Here is a 12,515-nt window from a genome sequence, read left to right on the forward strand (position 1 = left end):
CGTCTGCAAAGAAAAGGCCGCACGCCCTCACTCGTGCAAAGGCGTGATCAGATCAGGTCCGCTGGCCCGGTTCGAGTTCACGACCAGATCAACGCGATGAAACGTCAGCACATCCTCTGCCCCCGGCTGCATCAGACGAGCAGCGCCCTTTCCCGCTTCTCCCAGCCACAATGACCAGTGCTCAGGCTCGAGGATCAGGGGCATCCGATGATGGATGGTGCCAAGGTTTTCGTTGGCCGCCGTCGTCACGATGGCACAGGTGCCCTGACGGTTTTCATCCACCCCCCAATCCTGCCAGATCCCCGCAAAGGCAATGGGGGCGCCGTCCCTGCGATGGATGTACCATGGCAAGCGCGTTCCCTCGTCCGTCTTGGTCCATTCGTAGAACCCTGTTGCGGCAATCAGACAGCGACGCAACCGGCAGGCATCGCGAAAGGCAGGCTTTTCCGCCAAAGTCTCGGCGCGGGCGTTGATCAGCAAAGGCCCGGCGGTTTCCGTCTTGTACCAATGTGGCAAGAACCCCCAACGCAGCGCATCCAGACGCCGACCCGAGTCACCACCCCGAACCACATGCACCTGATTTGTCGGACAAACATTGAAGTTCGGCACGGTCGGCAACGCGTTTGCCGGACGCGCGGAGAACAGCTGCGCCATCGCGTCATTGGGAAGAGTTATTGCAAACCGTCCGCACATGGGTAATGAACCACCGGTACTACATTGATACTGGCGCAGGATCTTACGGGGTCATATGGAAAACCAAATAACGCAATCCCTCAAGAGCAAAGCAATGGCCCTTTTGGATGCGGGCAAGTTGCCGCAGGCGCTGAAAAAGGCCCAGCTGGGTATCAAGAAATTCCCGAAGGACTCGGACTACCAAGCCATCGCCGGTTTCGTTTTGACCGAGATGAAGCAGTACAGGAAATCCATTCCGTATTTTGTTGAAGCCTCGCGGATGAAGCCCGATGATCCGCAATTTGCCGAGAATCTGGCTAACGCCTTGATGCAAACGGAACAGATCGCGCGGGCTTTGGCCTATGCCGAGAAAAAGATTGAACAATTTCCTAACAACCGGGAACTCATGCGAGTCATTGACGAGATTCAGCGTGAGGGGAAAAACTGGCGGTCTATCGTTGAATTCACAACGCATAAGCTTGCTTCGGACCCCGACAATCCGGAATTGCTTGCGAAACGCGCCCGGGCTTACGATCAAATGGGTTTTGTCGAAGAGAGTACGCTTGACATTCAACGCGCGTATGAACTTGCCCCTGAAAACACCGTCGTTGCGTTCCAAAAAGCCGTCAATCTGCATCAGGCAGGTGACAAAAAAGGCTCGCTCAAGATTTTTGAGGATATTCTTGCAGCCAAACCCCATCACCCGAATGCGCTCTTGCAGGTGGCAATAATGTCGGCAAAAGAAGAAGTTCCGCAGTTCCTTGCCGCCGTAGAAGACTCCATGGCCGAGCATGACGAGCCTTTGCAAGAACTTGAATTTGCCAAGGCACACCTGATCCAGAGGAGCGACGGTCTTGCCGCAGCGATGCCTCAGTTCGAAAAGGCGAACGCTGTTCAGCACGCGACGCTGCCATATGATTTCCCCGCTGAAGAAGAAAAACTGAACCGGATCCTAAGCATTTTCTCGGACGCATCGATTGAATTCACCGGGGTCGAGAGCAAGACGCCAGTTCCGATCTTTGTCGTCGGGCAACCAAGATCCGGAACCACTTTGATGGAGATGATGCTGAGCTCTACACCTGATATTGCAGGCTGCGGCGAACTGACGTTGATGCCCGAATTGTCGTCCAGGTTTCACACAGCGGACAAGAAATTCGATGCCGAAGCTGCAAATTGGATAGCGCTTCGCTATCGAGAACAGATGCCTCAGGTTACTGCTGGCTCTGTCGCATTCGTCGATAAACTGCCGCACAATTTTCAGCGCGTTGGTTTCATTTTGGCAGCCTTCCCCAACGCCAAGATCATCAACATGCTGCGCGACCCGCGTGATGTAGGTTTGTCGAAATGGATCAGACGGTTCCCTGCCGGCGGCATGAACTACGCCTCAAACCTTGAAGCGATCGCGCATACAGCAAATCTGTATCGCCGCTACATGTCCCATTGGGACAAGCTGTTCGGAGACCGCATTCTGACAATGCCCTATGAAGATCTGGTGGCGGACCCCCTGACCCACAGCCAGCGCGTTGCCGAGTTTTGCGGTATTGACTGGTGCCAATCCATGGTACATCCCGAAAAGAACACCAGACAGGTGCGTACGGCCAGCGTAGATCAGGTGCGCAACAAGATCTCGACCAAGTCAATCGGGGGGTGGCGCGAGGTCGCGGATCAGATCAAACCGATGCTGGATGGCTTTGACCCGGAACTTTGGCCGGAATACGATTTCAGTTGATCCGCAGAAGCAGAAAAGCCGCATCATGATGACGCGGCTTTTTTCATTTTCAAAAACAGAGTCACTTCTGCTGGATGCGTCCGTCGACATAAGGCTGGTACGGCGCGTTTTCGGCCAGATATTCCGCGGTTACATCCGCAAGATCCGGACCGAAGTCATAGGCGTTCTTGTCATCGCCCTCGAACATCGAATACCCATCGCCACCGTTGCGGACGTAGTTGTTGGTTACGACCAGGTAGGTTTTGTTCGGGTCAATCGGAACGAACCCATCACCCTCGGCGACCATCACATCAATGATGCGCCCTTCGTTCGGCGCTACGCTGGGATCCCAGGTAAAGCGCAGGCCCGCCACTTGCGGGAACCGGCCCTTGACCTCTTCCACCTGGCTTACACCGTTTTCCAGCGCGTCAATGACGGTCTGCCCGGTGATCTCAAAAGTGGACAGCGTGTTCTGGAACGGCAGCACGGTTAGCACTTCGCCCATGGTCACTTCGCCTTCATCAATCGACGCGCGCAGACCGCCAGAATTCGCAATCGCAATCTGAGCGCCCTGATCGGCAACCCGCGCCAGCATGGCGTCGGCGACAAGGTTACCCATTTCGCATTCTTGTACACGGCAAACCGCCCGATCGCCTTCAATTGCAGCGGCTGAGCTGGCAACGACGCGTTGCTTCATTTCTTCGATCGGTGCGCCCATTTCGGCCACGCGTGCAGCGATATCCGCATCGGGCGTGACAGACGCATCAAGCAGGATAGGCTCACCTTCCGCTGAAATCAGGTTGCCGTCATCATCAAAGGTCAGTGTGATCTCGCCCAGATATTTGGAATAGGCATAGGCCTGCACGATCGGGACATCACCGACCATCATCGGATATGACCCAGCGGCACCTTCCTGCGTGTTCGAGAGCAGCGTGTGCGAATGGCCGCCGACAACAAGGTCAAGCCCCGGCACCTGCTCTGCGATCTCTAGGTCCTTGGCCAATCCAACATGGTTCAACGCGATGATGATATTGACACCTTCATCGTGCAACGCAGCCACATCAGCCTGCAGGCTTTCTATCTCATCCTTGAAAATTATGTCCTTGCCGGGGCTTGACGTTTCAACCGTGTCCGTTGCCAGTGCTGAAATTATGCCGACCTTCTGACCGCCAACGTCAAGCACAACGTGGTTGCCGACCTTGTCCTTCAACTCGGCCGACGACGACAGGTCCAGATTGCCCGAGATCACTGGGAAACTGACCGCGTCGATGAACGTCGCCAGACCTTCCGGGCCATCGTCGAATTCGTGGTTGCCAACAGCCATGACATCGTAACCGATGGCTTCCATGAACTCGGCCTCTGCCGCGCCCTTATATGTTGTGTAGAACAGCGATCCCTGGAACGGATCCCCCGCATCCAGCAGCAGCACATTCTGATCCGCCAGCGCATCGCGTCGGGCGTCTACCATGGTCTTGAGGCGGGCAACGCCGCCAAAACACTTACCTTCGGCTTCGCCTTCTGCGTCACAGGTCGAGTCGTATTTGTTGATCGACTCGATACGACTGTGAATGTCGTTAGTATGCAGAATGGTCAGCTTGTATTCTGCCGCCGCCACGCCAGCGGTCAGGCCAAGAATTGCAGCCGAAGCCAGGAAACGCGTCAACATATTGAATCTCCCTGTTTTAATTTGCAGGGATCGTGCGCCGATGACGCCAAAGAGTCAAAGAAGAAATCCGGCTTGATTCCAACGCGTACGCGGGGCATCAGGTCCGTATGCTGATTTACAAGATTTTCCGAGCCGAAGAGTGGGCCACCTTGCAGAACCAGGGTGCCTCGGACGGTGCTCCGATCGACGTCGCTGACGGGTTTGTCCACTTTTCCACCGCTGAACAAGCAGCTGAAACCGCAGCCAAACATTTTGCCGGTGTCGATGGTCTTGTTTTGCTGGCCTGTGACGCAGATGCGATGGGCGACGACCTGAAATGGGAGGTCTCGCGCGGCGGTGCCCTGTTCCCGCATCTCTATCGCCAGATCCGGATGAGCGATGTTGTCTGGTCACGCCCTCTGCCGTTTGACGGCACCGCGCACCAGTTCCCAAAGGACATGTCATGACATCCTATATCGACCCGGACCGCGACCAGTTCGAGGCCTTCAAGGCATTGGATCGGGACCAGCCGATCGAAATGCTCAACCTGGTGAAGTTTCGGGCCAAGGCGCAGTACCCACCCGCGCATGAACTGGCGAATGCAGACCTGACCGGAGCGCAATCCTACAAGAACTACGGGGTTGAAACCGCTGCGATCATTGAACGTATCGGGGCGCGCATCCTTTGGCGTGGGGTGTTTGAATCAACCCTGATTGGCCCGGCGGACGAGGCGTGGGATGCCGTCTTCATCGCCCGCTATCCGACGGCACACGCATTTCTGGAAATGGTCACCGACCCAGCCTATCGGACGGCGGTGATCCACCGTCAGGCGGCGGTGGAAACGTCGCGCCTGATCCGATGCGGTTCAGGTGAAGCCGGGGCGACGTTCGGATGAAACTGACAGAGAAACTGGGCCTTGCCGCCCTGCACCGCATGGACCCCGAGACAGCCCACGGGATGTCGATTAGGGCGTTGAAGTCAGGGCTGGCACCCGCACCCGGGCCGGTAACGACGCCGCGCCTGAAAACGGTCGTTGCCGGGCTGACCCTGCCGAACCCGGTTGGGCTGGCTGCCGGGTTCGACAAGAATGGTGAGGTTTTGGCCCCGCTGTCCCGCGCCGGGTTCGGTTTTGTCGAGGTCGGGGCGGTCACGCCGCGCCCGCAACCGGGAAACCCCAAACCCCGTCTTTTTCGCCTGACCAAGGACAAGGCAGCCATCAACCGCTTTGGCTTCAACAACGAAGGCATGGAGGTGATGGCCAAACGGCTGGCACACCGCCCCAAAGACGCGGTCATCGGCCTGAATCTGGGGGCGAACAAGGACAGCGAAGACCGCGCCGGCGACTTTGTCAAAGTGCTGGCCCATTGTGCCGAATATCTGGATTTTGCGACCGTCAACGTATCATCCCCGAACACGGAAAAGCTGCGGGATTTGCAGGGCAAAGCCGCTCTCACCGCGTTGTTGAGCGGTGTGATCGAGACACGTGATGCGCTGCCGCGCCCGCTGCCGATCTTCCTGAAAATCGCTCCGGATCTCACCGAGGCGGAATTGCAGGACATCGCCGAGGTCGCACGCGAAACCGGGGTGGACGCTGTGATTGCCACCAACACCACCCTGTCCCGCGACGGGTTGCGCAGCGCGCAGAAAGACGAAAATGGTGGTTTGTCGGGCGCCCCGCTTTTTGAAAAGTCCACCCGCGTGCTGGCTCGGCTGAGCAAACTGACGGATGGGGAAATCCCCCTGATCGGCGTGGGCGGCATCAGCAATGCCGAGCAAGCCTATGCCAAGATCTGTGCCGGGGCATCGGCCGTGCAGTTCTATACCGCGATGGTGTATGGCGGCATTTCCCTGGCGGCCGACATCGCCAAAGGGCTGGATGACTTGCTGGCGCGTGACGGTTTTGACACCGTATCGCAAGCCGTCGGCAGCAAACGAGAGGATTGGCTGTGATCGAATACTGGCACAACCCCCGCTGTTCCAAATCCCGCGCCGGTCTGGCGCTTTTGGAAGAAAACGGTGCGCAGGTCTGCGTTCGAAAGTACCTGGAAGACGCGCCTTCAATCGACGAGTTGCGCGCTGCGCAATCCGCCCTTGGGCTGCCGCCCATCGAAATGATGCGCACAGGAGAAAAACGGTTCAAGGAACTGGGGCTGGCCAAAACCTCGCCCGACGAAGACCTGATCCGTGCCATGGCCGAAAACCCGATCCTGATCGAGCGCCCTCTTGCAATTGCCGGAGACAAAGCCGCCATCGGACGTCCGCCGGAAAACCTGTTGACGTTGCTCTAGGCCACCTGGGCTTCAAGCTTGGGATAGCGCCAGCCCATTGTCACACCACGTGCGATATTGAGAACCATCAGCGCGGCCCACAGGCCGTGATTGCCGAAGACAGGCACCAGCATGAACAAAGCGACCACATAGATCGCCACCGACTGAACCATCGCGTTTCGCATGGCGCGGGTCCAGGTGGCGCCGATGTAGATACCGTCGAACATCCAGCTTGCCACCCCGATCACCGGGGCGATCGCGGCCCAGAACAGGTATTCGCGCCCGGCTTCACGCACCTGCGGTGAAGTTGACATCAGATCGATCAGCGCCGGACCGGCAACGAAGAAAACCGCAGCCAGCAACAGCGCCCCCCCAACACCCCATTGCGAGGCCATGACAGAGGCGCGACGCACCTGATGCCTGTCTCTGGCACCGACTGCGCCTCCGACCAGCGCTTCGGCGGAAAAGGCGAACCCATCAAGCGCAAAGGCGGTGATTTCAAGAAATTGAAGCAAGACTTGATTGGCCGCCAGATTCACGTCACCCAGATCCGAGCCAACAAAAAGGAATGTCGTGAACGATCCGGTCAACAGAACCGATCGCAGCATGATATCACCGTTGACCTGCAACATGCGCCGCAGCCGGGCGGCATCGAAAACCCGAGCCCAATCGCGCCAGATTCCATCTGCGAACCCATCCCGGCAAAGCCACACCCCCAAGGCCAAACCGGTCCATTCTGCGATCAGGGTGGCAATGGCAACCCCTTCGACCCCCCAGCCAAGGCCCAGAACGAACCACAGGTCGAGACCGATATTCAACCCGTTCATCCAGACCTGAAGGATGAACACGCCGCGCGTACGCTCGACGGCGATCAGCCAGCCGGTAACGGCATATAACGCGATGGTGGCGGGCGCCCCCCAGATGCGGATTTCCAGATAGGATCGGGTCAGTGCTTCGACTTCGGGGCTTGCCGGGGAAAGCGCGAATGCACCCGCAAACACAGCCACCTGCGCAAGGATAAAGAACAGTCCCGCCGCGCCTCCAAGGATCAGGCCGCGCATCAGCAGCGCCCGGGTTTCCACGGTGTCGCCTGCCCCGCGTGCCTGCGCCGCCATCCCGGTTGTGCCCATCCGCAGGAAACCGAATATCCAATAAATTGTGGACAGGATCACAGCCCCGATGCCGACCGCCCCGATCGGGGCCGCCTCGCCCATCTGACCGACAACGCCCGTGTCCACCGCACCCAGTATCGGCACGGTGGCATTCGACAGAACTATGGGCACCGCGATCTTCAGCACCCGCCTGTGCGTGATGGGCGCCGAGGCGTCCTGCACGGTCAGCTCTTGTCTCTGGGAGGTTGCGGCATCAGGAAATGTCCGGAAGCCTGCGCAAACAGTTTCGCATGGTTATCCTGCCAGGCTTCGACCCGGACCGAGGCGTACCGCCGCCCGGATCTGCTGATGAAGGCCCGTGCATATGCGTCCCGTGGAAGGCCCGAACGCAGATAGTCGACGGTAAAGTCGATGGTCTTGGGAAAGCGGATATTCGGGTCGGTCACAATGGCCTCTCCGTCGATCTCGCCACTTTCGATACGCGGGAACATATGTTCCCAACTAAGGGTGATGACAGCGGTCACTTCGAGGAATGCCGCGGTTACACCGCCGTGAATCGCTGGCAGGAACGGGTTGCCGATCAACTTGTCATCGAAGTTCAGAACGCCGGTCAGTTCATCCCCGCGCCGGTCGAAGCTGATATTGAGAAATCGGATATAAGGGACACCGTCAACCAGCGCACGCAACGCTGCGTCGCGTCGCTGCTTGACCACCTGCATTGGTTCGGGACGAGGTCTTGCCATGTTATTTCCCCTCAACCGTAAAGGACCCCGAGGCCGTGGCCACCGGCAGGTCTTGGTCATGGTCCATAGCCGTGGCTCGTACAAACGCCACGTTCCGCGTGATGTGATAGCAGACGGCATGCGCTGTCACCGTCTGACCCGGTGTCGCTGCGCGCATGTAGTCAATGCGCAGATCGATCGTGGCTGTCCCGCCGGGGGCCGACGGGTGGCTCATCACAGCAGCCCCGCAGCATGTGTCGAGAATTGTGGAAATCGCCCCACCGTGAATCACCCCTGTGCGCGGATCCCCGATCAGATCCTCATTGTAGGGCAACGTGATCTCTGCCTCGCCCTCACCGATCTGCGTGAGCTTGAGGTTCAATGCCCGCGCATGGGGTATCGCCTCAATAAACTGGCGGGCTAAAACTGTCTTGTCGACCATTGGTTTGCGTCCTGTTCTCTGCCCGTCCTTTATGAGCCGCTGTTTCCGCAAAGGGCAAGCCCACCTGTTGCGCTTGGGATCGGGACCGCCTAGGTTGCTGACAAGGAGATCGGGAATGTCCAACAACCGTTTGTCATTCAAAGAGATGTGCGCCGAGTTCGACGTGACCCCGCGCACTCTGCGCTATTACGAATACATCGAACTTTTGCAACCGGACCGTGAAGGTCGGTCCCGGTTTTACGGCCCGCGCGAATGCGCGCGGATGAAGCTGATCATGCGCGGCCGCAAGTTCGGATTTCCCCTGGAAGAGATCCGCCAATGGCTTTTGATCTACGAAGATCAGGGCAATGAGGCGCAAATGGCCACCTTCGTCGAGATGGCGGATCGCCAGATGAACGAGCTTCAGCAGCAGCGCCAGCAACTGGACGAAGCCATGGACGAACTCAAGCGTCTGCGCGACCAGACGGCCAAGTCCTTGGGATAGCCGCCCCCCATCCGAAAAATCGAATTGATCACCCTGAATCTGCGCAAGCAGATGCGCGGTGTTTCCGCAATTGCGACAGCTTTGGCGGGAAATTCCGCATGACGCTACGGAAAGAAAATTGCGTCAGACCGTGCTTACGTGACCGGATGTTACGTCAACTTTGAAATGACGCAGCGTCTGGATTACGTAAACGTCACTCTCATGTTGTAAAGCGCGTACCAACTGCGCAACTCATATCTCATGACGCCAGTGACGAGAGTATGACGAATGACCGAAGATGTGATGACCATCCGTGAGATGTGCGAGACCTATGATGTCACGCCACGCACCTTGCGGTTCTATGAGGCCAAGGAACTTCTGTTCCCGATCCGTGAAGGCCAGAAACGTCTGTTCACCAAGCGTGATCGGGCGCGGCTCAAACTGATCCTGCGCGGCAAACGATTTGGGTTCAGCCTGGAAGAAATTCGGCAACTGCTGGATTTGTACCATGTCGGCGACCAGCAGGTCACGCAGATGACCCGCACCTATGAAATCGCGTGCGAGCGTCTGGAGGACATGGAAGCGCGCCGCGAAGAGCTGACGCAGGCCATCGACGATCTGAAAGAGCAGTTGCGCTGGGGCGAGAAAGTCATCGCCTCGATGAAACAGGAAAAGAAGGCAGCCGAGTAACCTCGACCTGTCATCCGGACATATGAATTAAGGGAGCTTCACATGCCCGTTTACAACGCGCCAACCAAAGACATGCATTTCATCCTGCACGACGTGCTGAATGTCTCAAAGTCGGACATACCCGGCTATAACGAACTGGAAGCCGAGTTTACCGGCGCGGTTCTGGAAGAAGCCGGCAAGGTTGCCACAAATGTTCTGCATCCGCTGAACGTTGTCGGCGACACCGAAGGATGCCGGTTGGAAAACGGTATTGTGTACACCCCGACCGGGTTCAAGGAAGCCTTCGAGCAGATGAAGGAAGGCGGCTGGACTGGCCTCGACATGCCGGAAGAGTATGGCGGCCAAAACATGCCCTATGTGTTGGGCACTGCTGTGGGTGAGATGTTCTCGGGCTCAAACCAGGCTTTCACCATGTACCAGGGCCTGACGCACGGCGCGGCCTCGGCGATTCTGGCGCACGGAACGGACGAGCAGAAGAACAAGTACCTGCCCAAAATGGTCAGCTGTGAATGGACCGGTACCATGAACCTGACCGAACCGCATTGCGGCACCGATCTGGGCCTGATGCGCACCAAAGCGGAACCGCAGGGCGACGGCAGCTATAAAATCTCGGGCCAGAAGATCTTTATCTCGGCTGGCGATCACGACATGGCCGACAACATCATCCACCTGGTGCTGGCAAAAATCCCCGGCGGACCCGAAGGCATCAAGGGCGTTTCGCTGTTCATCGTGCCCAAGTTCATCGTGAACGAGGACGGTTCGCTGGGCGAACGCAACGGCGTCTCGGTCGGCAAGATCGAAGAAAAGATGGGCATCCACGGCAACTCGACCTGCGTCATGAACTATGACGAGGCCACCGGCTGGCTGCTGGGCGAAGAGCACAAAGGTATGCGTGCGATGTTCACCATGATGAACGAAGCGCGTCTGGGTGTGGGCATGCAAGGCCTGTCGCAGGCCGAAGCGGCGTATCAGAACGCTCTGGAATACGCCAAAGACCGCCTGCAGGGCCGCGATGTAACCGGTGTAAAGAACCCCGATGGCCCGGCTGATCCGCTGATCGTTCACCCTGACATCCGTCGCAATCTGATGGATCAGAAAAGCTTCACCGAAGGCGCACGCGCGTTCATCCTTTGGGGCGCGACCATGATCGATAAAGCGCACCGATCGGGTGACAAGGACGCGGACGGGCTGATCTCGCTTCTGACCCCAGTCATCAAGGGCTTCCTGACGGATGAAGGTTACGACATGACCGTTCAGGCGCAGCAGGTCTATGGTGGGCACGGCTACATCGAAGAATGGGGCATGTCGCAATACACCCGCGATGCCCGGATCGCCATGATCTATGAAGGCGCCAACGGCGTTCAGGCGTTGGACCTTGTTGGCCGCAAACTGGCGCAGGATGGCGGCAAGCACGTCATGGCCTTCTTCGATATGGTCAAAACCTTCTGCAAGGAAAACGCAGGCCAGAACGAGGCTTATGACAAAGCCTTTATCGAACCGCTGAAGGCTGCGTCCAAGGATCTGCAGGCGGCTGGCATGTATTTCATGCAGGAAGGCATGAAAAATCCGAACAACGCGCTGTCCGGTTCCTATGACTTCATGCACATGTTCGGTCATGTCTGCCTGGGCCTGATGTGGGCGCGTATGGCCAAGGCCGCACAAGAAGCGCTGGACAGTGGCACGTCGGACAAAAAGTTCTACGAGACCAAGATCAACACCGGCCGCTTCTACATGGCCCGCCGTCTGCCCGCCACGGCGTTGCATCTGTCGCGCATTCAAACCGGCGCAGATACGGTCATGGCGCTGGAGGCTGCAAACTTCTGATCTTTCTCCGGTTCCGGGGTCCCGCCCCGGAGCCGGTTTTCGGAGGAGATACAATGCCAAAACGATTTCGCCTGACCCGCCGATTCCCGGTCGCCATGACCGAGGACGGATATCGCAAGCTCAGGGCTTTTGCCCGTGAGGCAGGATTAGATGAAGGCGAAGCGCTGTCTTTTCTGTTCGAAAATTTCAACAGCGTCATTGATGAGGACAACCTTACCCACCGATTGCGTCTTTTCAATTCCGAGCTGGAGGCGCGCAAGCGCTAGGCACCAAAACCGCCGAGCTAGGGTGAAAGACGCACAAAACGCCACGGGAGGGGCGATTGCATGACCATTAAACTGCACTGCTTCGGAGAAAGCGGCAATTCCTACAAGGCCGCTCTGGCGCTGGAAATGTCTGGCCTCGATTGGGAACCGGTCTTTGTCGATTTCTTCAACGGCGTCACCCGCAGCCCCGAATTCCGTTCGGAAATCAACGTGATGGGCGAAGCGCCCTTCATGGTCGATGGCGATTTCCAAACCTCCCAATCCGGTGCCATTCAAGCCTATGTGACTGAAAAATCCGGCAAGTTCGGCGGCAAGAGCCGGGAAGAGAATTATGACATCCTGCGCTGGGTGCTGTGGGACAATCACAAGCTCAGCTCGATGGCGGGCCTGACCCGGTTCCTGATCAACTTTCTGCCCGAACAGCACCGCAACCCGGATGTGATCGCCTTCAACCAGGGCCGCCTGAAGGCTGCCTATCAGGTGCTGAACGCGCATCTGGAAGGCCGCGACTGGATCGTCGGCGACGGCGTGACCAACGCCGATCTCAGCTGCTGCGGCTATCTGTATTACCCCGAACCATTCGGCTTTGACCGTGCCGACTGGCCCAACATCGACGCCTGGCTGACTCGCCTGTCCGAACAGCCCGGCTGGAAACACCCCTATGACCTGATGCCCGGCAACCCGTCGGATCGAGCTTGAGGAGA

The 12,515-nt window shown here is 57.9% G+C and carries 15 protein-coding genes; 10 read left to right on the plus strand and 5 right to left on the minus strand.

Annotated features, from left to right (window positions below; translation table 11 throughout):
- Positions 1-27: 27 nt before the first annotated feature.
- Positions 28-693 carry an SOS response-associated peptidase gene (locus ACR0C6_RS07735; protein WP_480444607.1) on the minus strand — a complete coding sequence of 222 codons (666 nt, stop codon included), beginning with the start codon at positions 691-693 and terminating at the stop codon, positions 28-30.
- A 94-nt stretch (positions 694-787) separates the two neighbouring features.
- Here ACR0C6_RS07735 and ACR0C6_RS07740 point away from each other — a divergent pair, with 94 nt between their 5' ends.
- Positions 788-2,401 carry a tetratricopeptide repeat-containing sulfotransferase family protein gene (locus ACR0C6_RS07740; RefSeq protein WP_480618790.1) on the plus strand — a complete coding sequence of 538 codons (1,614 nt, stop codon included), beginning with the start codon at positions 788-790 and terminating at the stop codon, positions 2,399-2,401.
- A gap of 61 nt (positions 2,402-2,462) precedes the next feature.
- Here ACR0C6_RS07740 and ACR0C6_RS07745 read toward each other — a convergent pair whose 3' ends face one another.
- Entirely contained in the window at positions 2,463-4,046 is a 1,584-nt protein-coding gene (locus ACR0C6_RS07745; RefSeq protein ID WP_480618791.1) for a bifunctional metallophosphatase/5'-nucleotidase, read from the minus strand.
- A 107-nt stretch (positions 4,047-4,153) separates the two neighbouring features.
- Between ACR0C6_RS07745 and ACR0C6_RS07750 the strand changes: the two genes are divergently transcribed.
- From ACR0C6_RS07750 to arsC, 4 genes are read left to right on the plus strand one after another with little or no spacing between them, the layout of a single operon-like run.
- Positions 4,154-4,492: a DUF952 domain-containing protein gene (locus ACR0C6_RS07750; protein WP_171633684.1), complete on the plus strand. Its 339-nt coding sequence runs from the start codon at positions 4,154-4,156 to the stop codon at positions 4,490-4,492.
- Complete coding sequence (locus ACR0C6_RS07755) at positions 4,489-4,920, plus strand: DUF1330 domain-containing protein (protein ID WP_480618792.1); 432 nt, start codon at positions 4,489-4,491, stop codon at positions 4,918-4,920. Before ACR0C6_RS07750 ends, ACR0C6_RS07755 begins: the two co-directional genes overlap by 4 nt.
- On the plus strand, positions 4,917-5,975 hold the full coding sequence (locus tag ACR0C6_RS07760; RefSeq protein WP_480444599.1) for a quinone-dependent dihydroorotate dehydrogenase: 1,059 nt from the start codon (positions 4,917-4,919) through the stop codon (positions 5,973-5,975). The genes ACR0C6_RS07755 and ACR0C6_RS07760 overlap by 4 nt, the downstream gene beginning before the upstream one ends.
- Positions 5,972-6,313 carry an arsenate reductase (glutaredoxin) gene (gene arsC, locus ACR0C6_RS07765; protein ID WP_480446163.1) on the plus strand — a complete coding sequence of 114 codons (342 nt, stop codon included), beginning with the start codon at positions 5,972-5,974 and terminating at the stop codon, positions 6,311-6,313. Before ACR0C6_RS07760 ends, arsC begins: the two co-directional genes overlap by 4 nt.
- On the opposite strand, the gene ACR0C6_RS07770 is transcribed toward arsC, so the two are convergent.
- The 3 genes from ACR0C6_RS07770 to ACR0C6_RS07780 are packed head-to-tail and all read right to left on the minus strand — an operon-like array spanning position 6,310 to position 8,568.
- Positions 6,310-7,626 (minus strand): MATE family efflux transporter, encoded by a 1,317-nt coding sequence (locus tag ACR0C6_RS07770; RefSeq protein WP_480618793.1) that lies wholly within the window; start codon positions 7,624-7,626, stop codon positions 6,310-6,312. The genes arsC and ACR0C6_RS07770 overlap by 4 nt on opposite strands.
- Positions 7,627-7,628: 2 nt before the next feature.
- Positions 7,629-8,147, minus strand: coding sequence for a PaaI family thioesterase (locus ACR0C6_RS07775; RefSeq protein WP_152457427.1), 519 nt, complete (start codon positions 8,145-8,147; stop codon positions 7,629-7,631).
- A gap of 1 nt (position 8,148) precedes the next feature.
- The gene (locus ACR0C6_RS07780; protein ID WP_171119426.1) at positions 8,149-8,568 is read right to left on the minus strand and encodes a PaaI family thioesterase; all 420 of its coding nucleotides are present in this window, start codon (positions 8,566-8,568) and stop codon (positions 8,149-8,151) included.
- A 115-nt stretch (positions 8,569-8,683) separates the two neighbouring features.
- Here ACR0C6_RS07780 and ACR0C6_RS07785 point away from each other — a divergent pair, with 115 nt between their 5' ends.
- From ACR0C6_RS07785 to ACR0C6_RS07805, 5 genes are all read left to right on the plus strand, one after another.
- Entirely contained in the window at positions 8,684-9,052 is a 369-nt protein-coding gene (locus ACR0C6_RS07785) for a MerR family transcriptional regulator (protein ID WP_152457425.1), read from the plus strand.
- Between the two features lie 267 nt (positions 9,053-9,319).
- Positions 9,320-9,721 (plus strand): MerR family transcriptional regulator, encoded by a 402-nt coding sequence (locus tag ACR0C6_RS07790; protein ID WP_152457424.1) that lies wholly within the window; start codon positions 9,320-9,322, stop codon positions 9,719-9,721.
- Positions 9,722-9,763: 42 nt separating this feature from the next.
- Positions 9,764-11,545, plus strand: a complete 1,782-nt coding sequence (locus tag ACR0C6_RS07795; protein WP_480618794.1) for an acyl-CoA dehydrogenase C-terminal domain-containing protein — start codon at positions 9,764-9,766, stop codon at positions 11,543-11,545.
- Between the two features lie 53 nt (positions 11,546-11,598).
- Positions 11,599-11,811 carry a hypothetical protein gene (locus ACR0C6_RS07800; RefSeq protein ID WP_152457422.1) on the plus strand — a complete coding sequence of 71 codons (213 nt, stop codon included), beginning with the start codon at positions 11,599-11,601 and terminating at the stop codon, positions 11,809-11,811.
- Positions 11,812-11,871: 60 nt separating this feature from the next.
- Positions 11,872-12,510, plus strand: coding sequence for a glutathione S-transferase family protein (locus ACR0C6_RS07805; protein WP_480444591.1), 639 nt, complete (start codon positions 11,872-11,874; stop codon positions 12,508-12,510).
- Positions 12,511-12,515 lie beyond the last annotated feature (5 nt).

Source organism: Ruegeria sp. AL12 (assembly GCF_056540885.1).